We start from the raw sequence: 17,133 nt of genomic DNA, 5'->3' as shown, positions 1-17,133 counted from the left end.
CTCATGGTGTCATGGACCGTCCATTGTGGCGGCCCGCAGGGTGTTGACCATCAGCATCGCGATCGTCATCGGCCCGACCCCGCCCGGCACCGGGGTGACGCGCGCGGCGACCCCGTCCAGCTCGGCCCGCCGTACGTCCCCTTGCAGGCCGTCGGCGGTGCGATGGATGCCTACGTCGATGACCGTCGCGCCCGGCTTGACGTGCTCGGCCCCGATCAGGCCGTGCACCCCGGCCGCCACGACCAGGATGTCCGCCTCCCGGGTCACCGCGGCCAGGTCGGCGGTGTGCTTGTGGGCGACCGTGACCGTGGCGTCGTGCTGCAGCAGCAGCTCGGCCATCGGGTGCCCGACCAGCGCGGAGCGGCCCACCACCACGGCCCGCGACCCGCGCGTCTTCACCCCCTGCGACTCGAGCAGCTCGATGACGCCGCTCGGGGTGCACGGGCGCAGGCCGGGCTCGCCGCGGGCCAGCAGGCCGGCGCTGCGGGTGGTGAGGCCGTCGACGTCCTTGGCGGCCGGGATGCGATCGATCAGCGCGTCCGGGTCGAGGTGCGCGGGCAGCGGGAGCTGCAGCAGGATGCCGTGGACGGCCGGGTCGGCGGCCAGCTCCTCGAGGACCGCGGCCACCTCGGCCTGGGTCGCGGTGGCCGGAAGCGATCGGTGGTGGTCGCTCATGCCGGCCTCGCGGACGGCCCGGCGCTTGCTCGCCACATAGACCGCGCTGGCCGGGTCGTCGCCGACCAGCACGGTGGCCAGCCCGGGTTTCGGGTCGAGGGCCGCCACCTCGGCGGCGACCTGGGCGCGTACCCGCTGGGCGACGGCCTTGCCGTCGATGGTCACGGTCATCACGCGAACACGATCGTGTGGTTCTCGTGCCGGATGATCCGGTCCTCGCTGTGCCACAGCACGGCCCGCGACAGCACGTCGCGCTCCACGTCCGCCCCGCGGCGCTGCAGGTCGGCGACGGTGTGCGCGTGGCTGACCCGCACCACGTCCTGCTCGATGATCGGCCCCTCGTCGAGGTCCTCGGTCACGTAGTGCGCGGTCGCGCCGACCAGCTTGACGCCGCGCTCCTTGGCCTTCGCGTACGGGCCGGCGCCGATGAAGGCGGGCAGGAACGAGTGGTGGATGTTGATGATCGGGACGCCGAGCTTGCCGATGAAGTCGCCGGAGAGGATCTGCATATAGCGGGCGAGCACCACGAAGTCGACGTTGCCGCGCAGCAGCCGCAGGTGCTCGGCCTCGGCCGCCGACTTGTCCGGGCCCGACGACGGCACGTGGAAGAAAGGGATGCCGAACGAGCGGACCTCGTCGGCGGTGTCCGGGTGGTTGGAGACCACCATGGCGACGGTGATCGGCAGCTCGCCCCGGCGGTGCCGCCACAACAGGTCGAGCAGGCAGTGCTCGGCCTTCGACGCGAAGATCGCGACCCGCTTCGGCACGGACAGGTCGCGCAGCGTGAACTCGAGGTCGAAACCGTCCGCGAGCTGGGACGTCAGGTCGGCGTCGATCTGCGGGAGCGCGACCTTGAGGTTGTCGAGGCTGAACACCGTACGCTGGAAAAAGGCCCCGCCGTGCGGGTTGTCGCTGTATTGGTCGAGCGACACGATGTTGGCGTGGTGCTTGCTCAGCACGGCGCCGACGGCGGCCACGATGCCGGTGCGGTCGCGGCCGTGCACGATCAGCGAGGCCTGGTTGCGGGTTGGTGTGGGCGACGGGGCGCGCAGGGGAGCCGCCTGGGTGATCGTCACGTCAGCCCTCCTTCCTGAAGGTCGTGATCCAGTCCGCGGTGGCCCGCAGGCCGCCGAAGGTGTAGAAGTGCAGCTTCACCTCGCCGTGCCGGGCGGGGTGGTAATCGGTCGCGAGGGTACGCAGGAAGCGGTCGGGCCCGGCCGTGCCCATCAGGTTGGTGAGGGAAAGGCCGTACTTGCGGGCGATCGACGCGCTGGTGCCGACGCCGAACCGGGCCGCGAAGCGCAGCAGCCGCCGCACGCCGGCCGGGCCGGGCACGCCGACGCGCACGGGGAGATCGACGCCGCGCTCCCGGAGCTCCTCGATCCAGTCGAGGACCGGGTCGACGTCGAAGCCGAACTGGGTGATGATCTCTCCCCGTAGTCCCCGCCGGGCAATCGCCGCGCTCTTCCCGATTAGTGCCTCCCAGAGTACTTCGTCCGGAATGTCGGGATGACCCTCGGGATAGCCGGCGATGCTGACCTTGCCGACGCCGTGCGCCTCGAGGACGCCCGAATCGATCACCGACAGCGCGTCCGCGTACGGCCCGTGTGGCTCGCGCGGATCGCCGCCGACCACGAAGATCTCCCCGGCGGCGCCCTCGGCCCGCAGGGCCGACAGGAAATCGGCCAGCTCCGTCCGGGAGGTCAGCCGGCGGGCCGACACATGCGGCACGGGTACGCATCCCAGGCGCTTGACGGCTCGAGCGGCCGCCACCCGCATCGGCAGGTCCTCGTTGCCGAGGAAGGTCACGTTGATCCTGGTACCGGCCGGGATCGGGCCGGTGAGTTCCGCCGTGTCCTTGCCGGTCATCTCGAGGGAGAAGTCGCTCAGCAGGTCCGGCTTCTTCAGCGCTTCGGTCAAGGCTCGCCTCCGATTCCGCCGGTGACTCAGTCGCGCCGGTACTGGGTCCGCGCGTGCTCGTTGTACGGCGCCGGCTGGACGGTGGCGCGGATCCGGGGCAGGCCGAGGCCGGCGTCGGCCGGGGCGTCCGGGCCCGGGTGGTCGCCCCAGACGACCTCGACCCGGGTGCCGGGGGCGGCGTGCTCGACGTCGACCAGCGACAGAGCGATGACCGCGTCGTAGGGAGCGAGCGAGGCGGTGTGGTAGGTGGTCCCGACCAGGCCGTTCGCGTTCTCGATGCGGTTGCGGGCGTAGCTGAGCACGAACCTGTTGTCGGCCGCGATCGTCGCGCGTACGTCGTCGTTGTCGAAGACCAGGGTGACCTTGGCGAACCGTACGTTCTCCTTGGCCTTGGCCAGGGCGTCGCGGCCGATGAAGTCATGGTCGAGGTTGATCAGGCGGCCGTAACCGAGCTCGTACGGCGTGACGTAGTAGTCCTCGATGTCGTCGGAGTAGAAGCTGCCGTGCAGCGGCCGCTGCCCCTCGATGCCGAAGAACGGCAGCCAGCGCCGGTATTCCTCCAGCTCGGGGTGGGTGTAGATGGCGGGCGTGGGCGACGGGATCCAGCCGCTCTCCACCGAGGCGGTCGTGTAGGCCAGCGCCCCGACGTGCACGAGCCCGAGTTCCTGGCCTTTTTCGAGCAAGACCCCTTTGACGTACGCCCCGTCGGCCCAGTCGCCGATGAACTCGTACCCGGGCTGGCCGGCCATGCCGTGCCGCAATGCCCGGAAGCGGGCGTTTCCGAGCGTCACCGGCGTGGTGTGGAAGAACTTGGTCGGGCTGAGCGGCCCGCCGAAGACGCTCTCGACCAGTTCCTGGGCCCTGGGCCCCTGGATCTGGTAGCGGAAGAGGACGGGGTCTTTCTTGTCCGGGCGGAAGGCCGAGGAGGGATCGGTCGAGAACGAGACGTCGTAGCCGCCCTGCTCACCGTGCCACCGCACCCAGTGCTGGGAGGCGGGGACGCCGCTGAGCGTGTACTCCTGCTCGGCGCGGCGCAGCAGTATGCCGTCGGTGACGATGAACCCGTCCCGGTTGACCGGCACGATCTGCTTGGCCTGGCCGATCGCGAACTTCTCGTAGTTGTTGGCGCTGACCGCGGCGAGCAGGCGGGTCGCGTCCGGCCCCTCGATCACCGTGTCGTACATGTGATGGGAGAGGTCGGAGATCGCGACGCCTTCGTGCCAGGCCGTCTGCTCCTCGCGCCAGCCGGCGTACTCCCGGTCGACGACCTCCGGCGTCCACGGCGCGGCGCCCGGCTTCCAGAGCATCCGTACTGGTGATCCGGCCTTGTCGATGCCGTCCTGAAGACTCGGTCCGGGCATGGTTCCTCCCCTGCTAGGATGCCACTTAATCGAGCTAGCACTAAATCGAGCTAGTGACGAAAGCTACAGGCATGTTTCACCGAATGGCAAGGGTCGGTAGCGTTCACCTATGTCTGACACCCGTAGAGCGACGCTCAAGGACGTGGCCGCCGCCAGCGGCGTCTCGCGGGCGACCGTCAGCTTCGTGCTCAACGAGACGCCCAACCAGACGATCTCGCCCGCGACCCGGGAACGGGTGCTGCGCACGGCCCGCGACCTGGGCTATGTGCCGCACGGGATCGCGCGGGCGCTCCGCGAGGGCACGTCGCGCATCGTGGTGCTGTACATCGAGAGCAGCCTGGAGGGCAACTACTCCCGCAGCTACATCCGCGGTCTCGACCAGGAGCTCGCCGCCCACGACCATGTGCTGCTCGTGCGGCACGGCCCGCCCACCGACTCGGCCACCAAGCAGGTCCTCGACGCCATCCGGCCCCGGGCCGTGCTGCGCTTCGGCGAGATCTACCGCACGGGCCACGAGCTCGACGACGTCGGCGGCGGCTGGAGCGACGGGCTCGCCGCGCACGCCACCCTGCAGGTCCGCTATCTGGCCTCGCGCGGGCACCGGCAGATCGCGCTCGCGATGCCGCCGGAGCCGCCGCTGGCCGAGGTGCGGCTGCGCTTCGCCAACCAGGCGGCCGAGAGCGCGGGGCTGCCGCCGCTGCTGTCCCTGGTCGTGCCCGGGCCGCGGGCGGCGGGGGCCTCGGCGGTGTCGGCCTTCCGCGCCGCGCACCCTTCGGTGACCGCCCTGGCCGGGTACGACGACGACACCGCGCTGCGAGCTCTCACCGCGCTGCGTGACCTCGGCCTGTCCGCTCCGGCCGACCTCGGGGTGATCGGTTTCGACGACACGGAGTACGGCGCGCTCACGACGCCCGCGCTGACGACCGTGCACATCGACGCCGAGACACATGGCCGGCGCGCGGCCCGTACGGCGCTGGGGCTCGACACCGCCGGCCTCTCACCCACTCACGGGGAAGTGATAGTCCGCGACTCGGCCTGACCCCGTCGCTACCGCGCGGCAACCCGGCCTGCAACCGGCCGCCCTTCTACTGATCGGATGCGGTACAACCGGGGTCTGTCCGGCGATCCGGTCCTGCGCGTTCTCGCGCTGGCCGGTCTGCTCGTGGTTCCCTGGTTCCTCTTCGGACCGGCGGGCGCGTTCTCCAGCTGGCTGCTGCAGTCCTGCATCGACGTGTTCAACCTCGTGCTCGCGACGCGCCTCTACCGCCTGCCCTGGATGGAACGGCACGGCCGCCGGTTCTGGACCGCGGTCGCCGGTGGCATGGGGTGCAGCGCGATCGGCGACTCGTACCAGACGGTCCTGGTCGCCCTGGGACATCCGGCCGGGCAGGTCAGCGTCGTGCAGACCGCCTTCGTCGACGCCGGCATGGTGGTCGTGGTCGTCACCATGCTGTTCCACCCGCTCGGCGGCGAGGGCCGGCAACGCCTGCGCATGTGGCTCGACGCGGCGACGGTCCTCACCGCCGTGGCCGTCTTTCTCTGGTACTTCCTGCTGGCCGGCGCGTCCACCGGCGAGCGCCTGGCCGCCGCGGCCACGGCCGCCGTGATGCTGCTGGTCACGTTCGGCCTGATCAAGCTCATCTTCAGCGACTCCGCGCCGTTCCACCGCGCCCCCGGCGCACTCGGCGCGCTCGCCATCACCGGCACCGCCGTCGGCACCCCGCTGGCCGCGATGCTGACCGGCCATTCCGAGTCCCGGGTCATGTACCTGGCCCAGGTGATCCCGTGCCTGCTGATCCCGATCAGCCTGCGCTGGCAGGAGGTCCGGAGCCGCCGGCACGCCGGGCGCCAGGCCGCGCTCGAGCGCCAGAGCTTCAGCCGCCTCCCGTACGCCGCCGTGGCCGGCACCCAGCTCCTGCTGGTGGCGGCGTTGCCCGGGGTCGACGCCGACCTGCGGATCTGGGGCGTGGCCGCCGGCGTCCTGGTCATCACCGGCCTGGTGCTGATTCGCCAGCAGGCCGCCTTCCACGACAACGAGCGCCTGGTGACGGAGATCAGTGCCAGCCGCGAGTGGTTCAGCGCCCTGGTCCAGCAGGCCTCCGACCTGACCGTGGTCGTCAACGAGGACGACACCGTCCAGTACGTGAGCCCGGCCGCGGCGCGGTTCCTCGGCGCCGAGGTCGGCGGCCTCGCGTCTGAGACGCTGGGCGGCCGGCTGCACCCGGACGACCGCCCCGTCCTCGCCGGTCTCGACGCCCGCCTCGCCGAATCCGCGACCGTGGAGGCCGAGATCCGGGTGCTCCAGGCCGACGGGACGCACCGCTGGTTGCACGTGATCGCCACCGACCTGCGGGACAACCCGAGCGTGCGCGGCATCGTCTGGAACGGCCGCGACATCACCGAGGCCCGCCGCCTCCAGGACGAGCTGCGCCACCAGGCCACCCACGACACCCTGACCGGCCTGGCCAACCGTGCCCTGCTCCAGCAGCGGGTGCGCGAGTCCGGCCACGGCGCTCAGATCTGCATGCTGCTGATCGACCTGGACGGCTTCAAACAGGTGAACGACAGCCACGGCCACCACGCCGGCGACGAGGTTCTGATCACCGTGGCCCGCCGGGTCACCGCCCTGCTCGGCCGGGCCGGCACGGTCGCCCGGCTGGGCGGCGACGAGTTCGCGGTGCTGCTCCCCGGCGCCGACGAGGGCCAGGCGCAGGTGCTGGCCGACCTGATCACCGCCGCGATCGGCGAGCCCATCCCGGTCCCCGGCGCGATCGTCACCGTCGGCGCGAGCGTGGGCGTCGCCTGCGGCACCCCCGCCGACGCCGACCGCCTGCTCCGCGACGCCGACGACGCCATGTACCGCACGAAGCAGTCCCGTCGCGCCCGCGCCTGACCGTTGCCGTTTCCCCGCGTCACAACACGAGGCCGGCTCGCGCGACGATCTCCTGCAGGGCGGCGACGTGCGCCTCGAAGGCCTGACGGCCACGGGCGCTCAGCCGCGCCGAGGTGCGGGGCCGCCGGCCCACGAACGTCTTGCGGATGTCCACGTAGCCCGCGTCCTCGAGGGTGGTCAGCTGCTTGGACAGGGCGGAGTCGGACAGGTCGGCGGCGTCGCGAAGATACTTGAAGTCGGCCCACTCGGTGGCCGCCAGCAGGCTGACCAGCGACAGCCGGGTCGGCGCGTGGATGAGCTCGTCGAACTCGGGCGTCGTCACCGGTCACCCGCCAGCGGCCGGGACCGCATGAGCCGCCGCAGGAAGCCCATGAGCCGCGGCCCGCCCACGGCCAGCCCGAAGGCGACCGGGATGACGGCGAGCGTCGCCGGCCACCCGACGCCGGCCGCCTCGAGACCGAGGCCGAGCCCCACGCCGATCCCGACCAGCACGATCGTGAAGCCGAAGATGGCGAGGAACCCCTCGATGCCGATCAGCGAGGGCCGCACCTGCACCTTGGCCTGCCGGACCACCAGCAGGATCGTGGTGGCCAGGCCGATCCCGTACGCGACCGAACCGATCGCGACCAGCCACGGGCGCCGGCTCTCGACGGCCGCCGTGAACATCACCATGAGGACGCCGATCGCCCGCCAGAACCAGGACGGGATCGAGTTGGCGTCGATGACCTGTGAGCGCCGGGCGCGCACCTCGGCGAGGGCGAGCTCGGCATCGATCGGATCCATGGCTTCCCCTTTCCTGTCAGGAAAGTCTATTCCAACAGGAAAGTAATTGCCAGACCCTCAACTCGATCGATCCCGGCCCGCGAAGTTCCCTGGACGCGACGCCGCGGCCGGTAACCTCGGCGGATGACCACATCGACCCCCGACGCGGCCCGGCTGTACGAGCTGCTGCCCGGGGCGTACGCGTGGGTGCAGCCGGACGGAACCTGGTGGATCAACAACACCGGGGTGGTGGCGGCCGGCGACGGCGTGCTGGTCATCGACACCTGCGCCACGGCGGCGCGCACCGAGCGCTTCCTGCGTGCGGCCCGCGCCGCCACCGGCGACGTCCCGATCCGCCTGGCCGTCAACACCCACCAGCACGGCGATCACACGTACGGAAACAGCCTGCTCCCGGCAACCACGGTCCTCATCGGCCACGAGCGCATGCGCGAGGGCCTGCGCGTCGACCCGGTCATCGACGGCTGCCCGCCGTTCTGGCAGCCCGTGCCCGACTGGGGGCCGGTGACCCGCCGCCTTCCCGATGTGACCACGTCGGCCGGCCTGACCGTGCACGTCGGCGACCGCCGGGTCGAGCTCATGCACCCCGGCGGCCCCGCGCACACCACCGGCGACCTGATCGCCTGGCTGCCCGAGCAGCGCCTGCTCTACTCGGGCGACCTGGTCTTCGCCGGGCTCACCCCGCTGGTCTTCATGGGCTCGGTCCGCGGCGCCCTGGCCGCGGTCGACTGGCTGGCCGGCCTCGGCCCCGCGGTCCTGGTGCCCGGTCACGGCCCGGTCCTGACCGGAGCCGACATCGAACGCGTCCTCGACGAGCACCGCCGTTACTACTCGCTGGTGCTCGCGGTCGCCGAGGAGGGCCTGGCCGGCAACCTGTCGCCGCTCGAGGCGGCCGGCCGGGCGGACCTCGGCGAGTTCGCCGGGTGGGCCGACGCCGAGCGCCTGGTGCTCAACCTGCACCGTGCCTACGCCGACCACGCCGGCGGTGACGTCGACCTCATCTCGGCGTTCACCGACGCCACCGCTTGGCTCGGCAGGCCCATGCACACCGCCGTCTGACCCTGCGGCCCTTGCCGCCCGGCCGGCCTAGAAGAGGCCGAGGCGGAAGACCTCGAAGCTGGCCGCGTACTTGCTACCCAGGCGGGCCCCGGCCTGGCGGGAGAAGCCCTCGAGGAACTCCTCGGCGTCGAAGTCGCCGGAGCCGAGCCCGCGCAGGTACACCGCGTGCGCCTGCAGCGACTGGACACCCAGGTCGAAGGTGTCGGTGGTGTCGGCGGCGTGCGTGGCCTTCGGCGAACCGGTCGCCCACACCTCCTTGACCCCGCCCCACTTCTCCAGCCCGTCGGCCTCGATCTGGTCGCGGAACACCCAGCGGTTCGCGGCGTCCCGCACGGCGTCGAGCACGGCCCGGCCGGTGACGATGTGGTCGGACATGTTCAGCGCGTTGCCCTCGTCGTCCCAGCTGTCGCGGAAGTTGCCGGTGATCACGACGTCGGGCCGGTGCTTGCGGATCACCCGGCTCAGCTCGCGCCGCAGCGGCACGCCATACTCGAGGACGCCGTCCGGCAGCCCGAGGAACTCCACCGTGGAGACCCCGACGACGGCCGCCGACGCCAGCTGCTCCTGCTCCCGCAGCGGCCCCGCGTCGGCCGGGTCGATCCCGTCGATGCCGGCCTCGCCGCTGGTCAGCAGCACGTACACGATCTCCTTGCCCTGCCGGGTCCAGCGGGCGATGGCGGCGGCCGCCCCGAACTCGAGGTCGTCGGGGTGGGCCACGATGGCCAGCCCGCGCTGCCAGCTCTCATCGACGGGCTGCAGCGGGTGGGGCACGGTTGGCGCGTCAGCAGTCATGACCACCATCTTCGCTCGCCCCCGCGCGGCATTGGTACGCCCCGCCGGATCGTCTTCGCCGGCCCTGCTCCGCAGCGCCGACCGGCCCCGGCCCGCAGCGCTGACCGGCCCCGGCCCGCAGCGCCGACCGGCCCCGGCCCGCAGCGCTGACCGGCCCCGGCCCTCAGCGCTGACCGGCCCCGGCCCTCAGCGCTGACCGGCCCCGGCCCTCAGCGCTGACCGGCCCTGGCCCCCCGGCGCGCCCGCCCGCTGGCCTGCCCGCCGGCCGGCCGTCCGCCTGGCCGGCCCCGCTCGGCCCGCTCGGCCCGCCCGGCCTGCCCGGCCCGTCCGCCTGGCCGGCCCCACTCGGCCCGCTCGGCCCGCCCGGCCTGCCCGGTCCGCTCGGCCTGCCCGGTCCCCTGGCCTGCCCGGCCCGCTCGGCCTGCCCGGTCCCCTGGCCTGCCCGGCCGCCCGGCCCGGCCCGGCCCGGCCCGGCCCGGCCCGGCCCGGCCCGGCCCGGTCCGGCCCGCAGAGCTGAACAGCGCCCGTCAGCGGTGCAGGGCCTCGTTCAGGAACAGCTCGATCGCTTCCAGCGTGGGGTGACCCGTTGCCGGGCCGGGGTCGCGGACGGCCGAGGTGCGACGGATCGTGGCCTCGGCGTGGGTGGGGGAGACGATCGTCTTGTCGTGGCCCGCCCCGGGGACCGGGTAGAAGGTGGCGGGAACACCGGCGGCGTCGAGGGCATCGAAGAGCAGTTCGCTCTGATGGAGGGGGACCAGCGCGTCCTCACTGCCGTGAGCTATCAGGATCGGCGGGGCGTTCTCGGACACGTACGTGATGGGATTTGCGGTCTTGACCCGGTCGGGGCAGGTCTCGATCGGGCAGCCGAGCAGCGACGATTCGGGGGAGCGGGGATCGGCGTGGCAATTGGTCAGGCCGAAGGATTGGTTGAACGATTCGCAGGCCCCGGGGACCATGTGTTCGTCCATTTGCAGGAAATCGGTCGGGCCGTAGAGGTCGACCACGGCCTGGACGTCGCTGGGGTAACCGGTGACGCCGACCCTGCCCTCCAGCGAGCGAAGGTGACCGGTCACGCCGGCCATGACGGCGGTCCAGCCGCCCGAGGAGTCGCCGAGCACGGCCACGCGCCGCGGATCGATGCCATAGGTGCGCGCGTGCTTGCGGAGCCAGCGGATCGCCGACTTGACGTCGTACAGCTGCGCGGGGAACCGGGCCTGGGCGCTCGAGCGCGTCGAGACGCCCGCGACCACGTAGCCCGCCGCGGTGAAGAACGGGGCCAGGCTCGCCGCATACGCCTTGCCGTTGTCGCCGAACCAGCCACTTCCGCCCATGACGATCAGGAGCGGTCGCCGGGTCTTTCCGCGCCGGCCGGGGACGTACACGTCCAGGAGATGACCGCGGCCGACTGCCGAGGCGTACGACATGTTGGTGTTGATCTGCATATGACGCCCGGACGAGGCGGGTGCGGGTGTGGCGGCGACGATCAGGGCGATGGCGGCGATCAGACCGGGCAGAAGGCGGTGACGGGCCATGGCTCCTCCTTCGGCCGATCGTCTCCCGCCCGGACCGCTCCTGGCGAGGGTGATCTTCCATCAAGGTAGCCGTGGCCGGCCAGTTCCCGGCCGGCTTGCGAAACAGCCGGCCGGGAATCAGGACGTCACTTGCTCATCGCGAACGAGGGGTGCGGGGGCTGGTTGTACGCCGTGTTCTGCCACGCCACCGCCTCGCGGTACATCCGGTCCTGCATCAGCGACACATGCGAGATGCTGGTGGAGTCGGTGGTGCTGTAGATGCGCAGCTTCGTGTTGTCGGTCGTCGGCCAGATGACCTCCTCGCGCCAGTCGCCGAGGATGTCGGCCTGCAGCGACGGCGTCGACTTGGTGCCGTTGTTCGAGTGCACGCCGCTCGCGGTCAGCAGCCGGGTGTCCGCGCTGGTCCCGTACTTGTCGATGTGCGTGGCGTCGAGCAGCTCGCGCTGGGCGTCGCCGTCCCACCAGATGACGAAGTTGGTGCTGGACGGCTTGCGGCCGATGTTCTGCCCGGTCGAGCTGTAGAGACCGGAGACCGCCGACGACCAGGACTCGGCGCCCGGGCTGCCCGCGTAGATGTCGTCCGAGACGCCGCGGCCGTTGTCGCAGCCGCAGGACGGGTTCGACCAGATGATCGAGCCGGTGCGGGCGTCGGCCATCCAGGCCGCGAGGCTGCCGGTGTTCTCGTCGACCTTGAACTCCTCGAGGCCGGCCCGCGACGGGATCAGGTCGCCCACGTGCAGGGCGTCGCCGTGGCCCTGGCCGTTCACCCAGAGGCCGGCGCCGTTGTCGTCGATCGCCATAGCGCCGTAGATGACCTCGTCCCGGCCGTCGCCGTCGACATCCGCGATGGACAGCTGATGATTACCTTGGTCTGTCCATTTGGAGCCGTTGGTGGACGAATTCGAGTCGAACGTCCACTTCCGGGTCAGGGTGCCGTTGCGGAAGTCCCAGGCCACGATCGTGCTGCGGGTGTAGTAGCCGCGGGCGGTGATGAGGCTCGGGTACGACCCGTTGATGTACGCGGTTCCGGCCAGGAACCGGTCGACCCGGTTGCCGTACGAGTCGCCCCAGGCGGAGACGGTGCCGCGCGCCACCACGTAGTCGACCGTCGACATCGCCTTGCCGGTCTGACCATTGAACATCGTGAGGTACTCCGGGCCGGACAGGATGTAGCCCGACGAGTTGCGGTAGTCGGCGGACGAGCTGCCGATGACCGCGCCGGTGCCGTCCTTCGTGCCGTCGGCCGTCTTCATGGCGACCTCGGCCTTGCCGTCGCCGTCGTAGTCGTACACCTGGAATTGGGTGTAATGCGCCCCGGCCCGGATGTTGCGCCCGAGGTCGATCCGCCACAGGCGGGTTCCATTCAGCTTGTACGCGTCGACGAAGACGTTGCCCGTGTAGCCGGACTGCGAGTTGTCCTTGCTGTTGGACGGGTCCCACTTGAGGACGATCTCGTAGGAGCCGTCGCCGTCCAGGTCGCCGACGGAGGCGTCGTTGGCCGAGTACGTGTACGACACGCCGTCGGGGGTGGTGCCGCCGGCCGGGATCTGGATGGGGACGTCCATCGAGCTCGCGGCCAGCGTGGCGGTGGGCGCGGCGGCCGCGAGCGTGGACGCCCCGGCCGGGCGGACCGTGTAGGTCGCGCCGACGGACGCGCCCTTGTCGGTGAAGTTCGTGGCGGCCGTGGTGGCGACCTTCGTGCCGTCCCGGTAGACGTCGAACGTCGCGCCGCCCGGATCGGAGCGCAGCAACCGCCAGGAGAGGAAGTTGCCGCCGGTGGTCCGCATGCTGATCAGGCCGCGGTCGAGGTTCTCGGTGGTGCCGGTGGGGTCGGGTGCGGCCGCCGGGGTTTCCGCGGCCCGGGCCACGGCGGCGGTGGAGCCGGCCACGACCAGGGCCGCCGCGGCGGCGAGGATGCTGAGACGTTTCATTTTCGGCGTTCCCCTACTCGGTGGGTGATAGGCAAGCGCTTTCCCGGGAAGTTAGTCCACACATCGAGAAATGTCTATGTGCGGCGGAGATGATAGGCAGGACAGGTGAAAGCTCTCGTGGTACGCGGCGGATGGGAGGGGCACCAGCCGGTCAAGGCGACCGAGCTGTTCCTGCCCTTCCTCGAAAAGAACGGCTATCGGATCCGGATCGAGGAGTCCCCGGCGATCTACGCGGACGTCTCCGAGATGGCGGAGACCGACCTGATCGTGCAGTGCATGACCATGTCCGAGATCAGCAAGGAGCAGGTCGCGGGGCTGCGCCGGGCGGTCGCGGCCGGCACCGGCTTCACCGGCTGGCACGGTGGCATCGCCGATTCCTACCGGGCCTCGTCCGACTACCTCCAACTGGTGGGCGGCCAGTTCGCCACCCATCCCAGCAAGGAGCCCGGCCGGTGCGGGGGAGGGCAGGAGGACAACTATCTGCCCTACACGGTGAACCTGACCGCACTCGGTCGCGACCACCCCATCACCGCCGGGCTCGACGACTTCGACCTCGAAACCGAGCAGTACTGGGTGCTCCACGACGATCTGATCGACGTGCTCGCCACCACCACCCATCCGGTCCGGCCGTGGCACCCCTGGCACCGGCCGATCACCTCGCCCGCGATCTGGACCCGGCTCTGGGGCGACGGCCGCATCGTGATCAGCACTCCCGGGCACAGCCTCGACGTCCTCGAGAACCCGAACGTCCGCACCGTCATCGAGAGGGGCCTGCTGTGGGCGACCCGCACCGCGTCGGGATCGTAGGCCTCGGGCACATCTCCGGGGCGTACCTGGGAACGCTGGCGAACCATCCCGGCGTGACCATCACGGCGGTGGCCGATCTCGATCCTTCGCGATCGGCGGCCGTGGCCGCGGCCCTGCCCACCGCCCGCGCCCTGCCGGTCGAGGATCTGCTGGCCGGCGAGGTGCAGACGGTGCTCAACCTGACCGTGCCGGCGGCACACGCGTCGGTCGCTCTGGGTGCCATCGGTCACTCGCTTCATGTGTACGGCGAGAAGCCGCTCGCCGCTTCGCTCGAGGAGGCGTCCGTCATCGTGTCGGCGGCGTCGGCGGCCGGCCTGACCGTGGGATGCGCGCCGGACACGGTCCTCGGAACCGGGATCCAGACCGCTCGCGCCTTCGTCGACGGCGGCGGCATCGGCCGTCCCGTGGCGGCGTCGGCCGTGATGGTCACCCCCGGTCACGAGCGGTGGCACCCGAACCCCGATTTCTACTACCTGCCGGGCGGTGGCCCGCTGCTCGACATGGGCCCGTACTACCTCTCGGCCCTGGTCCACCTGCTCGGCCCGATCCGCTCGGTGACCGGCGCGTCCAGCCGCCCGCGCGATCAACGGGTGATCGGAACCGGTCCGCGGGCCGGCTCCCCGGTGCCGGTCGAGGTCGACACCCACGTGACCGGGATCCTCGAGCACGACGGCGGCGCCCTGTCGACGATCACCACGAGCTTCGACGCGGTCCGCACCACGGCCGCCCCGATCGAGGTGCACGGGGAGACCGGCACCCTGGCCGTCCCCGACCCCAACCGGTTCGACGGCGACGTCCGCCTCTTCGAACTCGGCGCCTCCGAGTGGCGGGTGCTGCCGCCCTCTGCCGGCTACGCGGAGGCGGCCCGCGGCATCGGCCTGCTGGACCAAATCGCCTATGGTCAGACCACCGACGGTCAGACCATTGGTGGCCGGACCGCCAGCGGCGCTCCTCGCGCCTCCGGCGACCTGGCCCTGCACATCCTCGACGCGATGACCGCACTGCTGCGCTCGTCGGCCGAGGGCCGCCGCATCGACCTGACCACGACCGTGGAGCGCCCGCCGCTGGTGCCGCTGACGCCCCGCTCCGAATGGTCAGGTGGTTAGAACGACCAACTGTTGGGTGGCGCGGGTCATCGCGACGTAACGGTCCACCGCACCCCACTCCTGCGGGTCGACCAGGACTACCAGGTCGAACTCCAGTCCCTTCGACAGTTCTGGGCTCAGCGACCGCACCCGCGGCCGCTCGGCGAACGCCGGCTCGCCGATCACGCACGCGATTCCCTCGCCCTCCGCGTGCTCGGCGAGCCAGGCGTCGACGATCGCGCCCAGCTCCGCGGTGCGCCCGTGCCGCACCGGCACGCCGCTGCTGCGGATCGACGTGGGCACGTTGGCATCCGGCAGCACGGCCCGGATGACCGGCTCGGCCTCCGCCATGACCTCGGCCGGCGTGCGGTAGTTGATGGTGAGCGTCGCCACGTCCACCCGGTCGAGTCCGATGCGTTCCAGTCGTTCCCGCCACGATTCGGGGAAACCCTGCCGCGCCTGCGCCCGGTCCCCGACGATCGTGAAGCTCCGCGACGGGCAGCGCAGCAGCAGCATCTGCCACTCGGCGTCGGTGAGCTCCTGCGCCTCGTCCACGACGATGTGCGCGAACGGCCCCTCCAGTCGGTCCGGTTCGGCGCGTGGCAGGACGGCGTCATCGTCGAGCGAGTTGCGCATGTCCGCGCCGCGCAGCATCGTCCACAGCCCCTCGCCGTCGTCGTAGGCGACCGCGTCGAGCAGATCGTCCACGACCCGGTCCATCCGCTCACGATGCTCCCGGGCCGCCGCGTTCTGCCGGCGCCGGCGTCGCGACGCCTCCGGGTCGCCGAGCCGCAGCCGGGCCGCGTCCACCAGCGGCAGGTCGGAGACCGTCCACGCCTTGGCATCCGCCCGCTGCAGCGTCCGGATCTCGCCGGCACTCAGCCAGGGCGCACATTTCCGCAGGTAGGCGGGCACCGACCACAGATCCGAGACCACATCCTCGGCCTCCAAGATCGGCCAGGCGCGGTTGAAGGCCGTCGTCAACTCACGGTTTCGCAGCAGATTTTCCCGTACGAGATGCTCGGGCTCTTCGCCGTCGTAGTGAGAGACGAGGATCGTCAGCAGCTCCTCCCATACTTCGTCCCGGGCCTCGTTGTGCGGGGTGCCCGGCCCCGGCACGTCGAACGCCTCGGCCCAGTCGGCGGCGGTCAACGGCAGGTCGGCGACCGTCATGCCCGTGGACGGCGGCTCCTCGTAGAACCGCACGGCCGCCTCGATCGCCCGCACCATGTCCGCCGACGACTTCAGGCGAGCGGCCTCCGGGTCCTTCTCCTCGGCCGCCGCCGCGCCCCCGGGCACGAGATCCCGCAGCGTGCAGGTCTGCACGTCGTCCTCGCCGAGGCTGGGCAGCACGTCGGCGACGTACGCCAGATACGGCTCGTGCGGGCCGACGAACAGCAGGCCGCCGTGCCGCTGGCCCAGCCGAGGGTCGGAGTAGAGCAGGTACGCGGTGCGGTGCAGCGCCACGACCGTCTTGCCGGTGCCCGGGCCGCCGTCGACCACGAGCGCACCGGCCGATCCCGCGCGAATGATGGCGTCCTGGTCGGCCTGGATGGTTCCGAGCACGTCCCGCATCCGGCTCGACCGGCTCGCGCCCAGGCTCGCGATGAATGCGGACTGATCGTCGAGAGCCGCGCTGTGGCCCTCGAATCCGTCGGCGCTGAAGACCTCGTCCCAGTAGTCGGTGATGAGGCCGCCGCTCCACCGGTAGCGGCGGCGGCTGGTCAGGCCCATCGGGTTGGCGTGGGTCGCGCCGAAGAACGGCTCGGCGGCCGGGGAGCGCCAGTCGACGAGCAGGCGGCGGCCGTCACTGTCGGTGAGGCCGAGCCGTCCCACGTACACCGGCTCCGCGCCGTCCTCCGCCGAGTCCATCCGGCCCAGGCAGAGGTCGAGGCTGTAGCGGCGCAGCGTGCGCAGGCGGGTGGTCAGGCGGCGGATCTCCTGGTCCCGGTCCAGCGCGCGGCGGCCGATGCCACCGGGCGCCTTGCGCTCGGCGTCCAGCCGCTCCGACAGTTCGGCGATCGACTGCTCCAGACTCGCGGCGATCGCCGCGAAGTGCCGCTCGTCCGCGGCGATGAGCGCGGGGTCCCCCTTGGCGGCGAGGCGTTCGGGAAGTTCGAAGACACTGGTCGACATTTCCGGTCGCACTTAGCGAATCTCCTAATTGCGCAGGTTCCTGGCCTCGGTGGACGATTGTGCGCCCTGACCAGGGTCTTGCCGCAAGCCCCCGGGTGCGATATACGTTGGTAGTGGAGGGGAGCGTTCCCTTCCTTTCTTTTTGCCTCAGGCCGGTTACCT

At 71.4% G+C, this 17,133-nt stretch carries 15 protein-coding genes; 5 read left to right on the top strand and 10 right to left on the bottom strand.

Features of this window, described 5'->3' with window-relative positions:
• Positions 1-9: 9 nt before the first annotated feature.
• Genes A3CQ_RS0100375 through A3CQ_RS0100360 form a run of 4 tightly spaced genes read right to left on the bottom strand, consistent with a single transcriptional unit; the run spans position 10 to position 3,956 of the window.
• A complete protein-coding gene (locus A3CQ_RS0100375) occupies positions 10-846 on the bottom strand; it encodes a bifunctional 5,10-methylenetetrahydrofolate dehydrogenase/5,10-methenyltetrahydrofolate cyclohydrolase (RefSeq protein ID WP_020508918.1) in 837 nt (278 codons plus the stop codon).
• Complete coding sequence (gene purU, locus A3CQ_RS0100370) at positions 846-1,751, bottom strand: formyltetrahydrofolate deformylase (protein WP_020508917.1); 906 nt, start codon at positions 1,749-1,751, stop codon at positions 846-848. The genes A3CQ_RS0100375 and purU overlap by 1 nt, the downstream gene beginning before the upstream one ends.
• A 1-nt stretch (position 1,752) precedes the next feature.
• On the bottom strand, positions 1,753-2,595 hold the full coding sequence (locus A3CQ_RS0100365; RefSeq protein ID WP_020508916.1) for a methylenetetrahydrofolate reductase: 843 nt from the start codon (positions 2,593-2,595) through the stop codon (positions 1,753-1,755).
• Positions 2,596-2,621: 26 nt separating this feature from the next.
• Positions 2,622-3,956 (bottom strand): aminomethyltransferase family protein, encoded by a 1,335-nt coding sequence (locus tag A3CQ_RS0100360; protein ID WP_026205148.1) that lies wholly within the window; start codon positions 3,954-3,956, stop codon positions 2,622-2,624.
• A 109-nt stretch (positions 3,957-4,065) separates the two neighbouring features.
• Here A3CQ_RS0100360 and A3CQ_RS0100355 point away from each other — a divergent pair, with 109 nt between their 5' ends.
• Entirely contained in the window at positions 4,066-4,995 is a 930-nt protein-coding gene (locus A3CQ_RS0100355) for a LacI family DNA-binding transcriptional regulator (protein ID WP_026205147.1), read from the top strand.
• Positions 4,996-5,052: 57 nt separating this feature from the next.
• Positions 5,053-6,849, top strand: coding sequence for a sensor domain-containing diguanylate cyclase (locus A3CQ_RS56915; protein ID WP_020508913.1), 1,797 nt, complete (start codon positions 5,053-5,055; stop codon positions 6,847-6,849).
• Positions 6,850-6,868: 19 nt separating this feature from the next.
• Here the strand turns inward: A3CQ_RS56915 and A3CQ_RS0100345 are convergent, their stop codons facing one another.
• Entirely contained in the window at positions 6,869-7,171 is a 303-nt protein-coding gene (locus tag A3CQ_RS0100345) for a winged helix-turn-helix domain-containing protein (protein WP_020508912.1), read from the bottom strand.
• Positions 7,168-7,632: a hypothetical protein gene (locus A3CQ_RS0100340; protein ID WP_020508911.1), complete on the bottom strand. Its 465-nt coding sequence runs from the start codon at positions 7,630-7,632 to the stop codon at positions 7,168-7,170. Before A3CQ_RS0100340 ends, A3CQ_RS0100345 begins: the two co-directional genes overlap by 4 nt.
• Positions 7,633-7,755: 123 nt before the next feature.
• Between A3CQ_RS0100340 and A3CQ_RS0100335 the strand changes: the two genes are divergently transcribed.
• Positions 7,756-8,688 (top strand): MBL fold metallo-hydrolase, encoded by a 933-nt coding sequence (locus A3CQ_RS0100335; RefSeq protein ID WP_020508910.1) that lies wholly within the window; start codon positions 7,756-7,758, stop codon positions 8,686-8,688.
• A 27-nt stretch (positions 8,689-8,715) separates the two neighbouring features.
• Here the strand turns inward: A3CQ_RS0100335 and A3CQ_RS0100330 are convergent, their stop codons facing one another.
• The 3 genes from A3CQ_RS0100330 to A3CQ_RS0100320 all read right to left on the bottom strand — a co-directional run bounded on the left by A3CQ_RS0100330 (position 8,716) and on the right by A3CQ_RS0100320 (position 12,943).
• Entirely contained in the window at positions 8,716-9,480 is a 765-nt protein-coding gene (locus tag A3CQ_RS0100330) for a PIG-L deacetylase family protein (RefSeq protein WP_026205146.1), read from the bottom strand.
• Between the two features lie 527 nt (positions 9,481-10,007).
• Complete coding sequence (locus A3CQ_RS0100325; protein ID WP_020508908.1) at positions 10,008-11,012, bottom strand: alpha/beta hydrolase; 1,005 nt, start codon at positions 11,010-11,012, stop codon at positions 10,008-10,010.
• A gap of 125 nt (positions 11,013-11,137) precedes the next feature.
• Positions 11,138-12,943 (bottom strand): rhamnogalacturonan lyase, encoded by a 1,806-nt coding sequence (locus A3CQ_RS0100320; RefSeq protein ID WP_026205145.1) that lies wholly within the window; start codon positions 12,941-12,943, stop codon positions 11,138-11,140.
• Between the two features lie 105 nt (positions 12,944-13,048).
• Here A3CQ_RS0100320 and A3CQ_RS0100315 point away from each other — a divergent pair, with 105 nt between their 5' ends.
• Together A3CQ_RS0100315 and A3CQ_RS0100310 are read left to right on the top strand one after the other, a co-directional pair.
• The gene (locus A3CQ_RS0100315) at positions 13,049-13,750 is read left to right on the top strand and encodes a ThuA domain-containing protein (protein WP_040431215.1); all 702 of its coding nucleotides are present in this window, start codon (positions 13,049-13,051) and stop codon (positions 13,748-13,750) included.
• Complete coding sequence (locus A3CQ_RS0100310) at positions 13,720-14,856, top strand: Gfo/Idh/MocA family protein (RefSeq protein ID WP_020508906.1); 1,137 nt, start codon at positions 13,720-13,722, stop codon at positions 14,854-14,856. The genes A3CQ_RS0100315 and A3CQ_RS0100310 overlap by 31 nt, the downstream gene beginning before the upstream one ends.
• Here A3CQ_RS0100310 and helR read toward each other — a convergent pair.
• Positions 14,845-16,971, bottom strand: a complete 2,127-nt coding sequence (helR, locus tag A3CQ_RS0100305) for an RNA polymerase recycling motor ATPase HelR (RefSeq protein ID WP_020508905.1) — start codon at positions 16,969-16,971, stop codon at positions 14,845-14,847. The genes A3CQ_RS0100310 and helR overlap by 12 nt on opposite strands.
• Positions 16,972-17,133: the final 162 nt, after the last annotated feature.

The sequence above is a fragment of the Paractinoplanes globisporus DSM 43857 genome, assembly GCF_000379645.1.
Taxonomy (GTDB): Bacteria; Actinomycetota; Actinomycetes; order Mycobacteriales; family Micromonosporaceae; genus Actinoplanes; species Actinoplanes globisporus.
The sequence above is the reverse complement of the archived record's forward strand: the minus strand, read 5'-3'. Positions and strand labels throughout refer to the sequence as shown.

Excerpts from the sequence above, each read along its gene's own strand:
- A3CQ_RS0100340 (WP_020508911.1), bottom strand. The coding sequence starts at position 7,632 with ATGGATCCGATCGATGCCGAGCTCGCCCTCGCCGAGGTGCGCGCCCGG.
- A3CQ_RS56915 (WP_020508913.1), top strand. The coding sequence starts at position 5,053 with ATGCGGTACAACCGGGGTCTGTCCGGCGATCCGGTCCTGCGCGTTCTC.
- A3CQ_RS0100325 (WP_020508908.1), bottom strand. The coding sequence starts at position 11,012 with ATGGCCCGTCACCGCCTTCTGCCCGGTCTGATCGCCGCCATCGCCCTG.
- A3CQ_RS0100335 (WP_020508910.1), top strand. The coding sequence starts at position 7,756 with ATGACCACATCGACCCCCGACGCGGCCCGGCTGTACGAGCTGCTGCCC.
- A3CQ_RS0100355 (WP_026205147.1), top strand. The coding sequence starts at position 4,066 with ATGTCTGACACCCGTAGAGCGACGCTCAAGGACGTGGCCGCCGCCAGC.
- A3CQ_RS0100330 (WP_026205146.1), bottom strand. The coding sequence starts at position 9,480 with ATGACTGCTGACGCGCCAACCGTGCCCCACCCGCTGCAGCCCGTCGAT.
- A3CQ_RS0100320 (WP_026205145.1), bottom strand. The coding sequence starts at position 12,943 with ATGAAACGTCTCAGCATCCTCGCCGCCGCGGCGGCCCTGGTCGTGGCC.
- A3CQ_RS0100360 (WP_026205148.1), bottom strand. The coding sequence starts at position 3,956 with ATGCCCGGACCGAGTCTTCAGGACGGCATCGACAAGGCCGGATCACCA.
- helR (WP_020508905.1), bottom strand. The coding sequence starts at position 16,971 with ATGTCGACCAGTGTCTTCGAACTTCCCGAACGCCTCGCCGCCAAGGGG.
- A3CQ_RS0100375 (WP_020508918.1), bottom strand. The coding sequence starts at position 846 with ATGACCGTGACCATCGACGGCAAGGCCGTCGCCCAGCGGGTACGCGCC.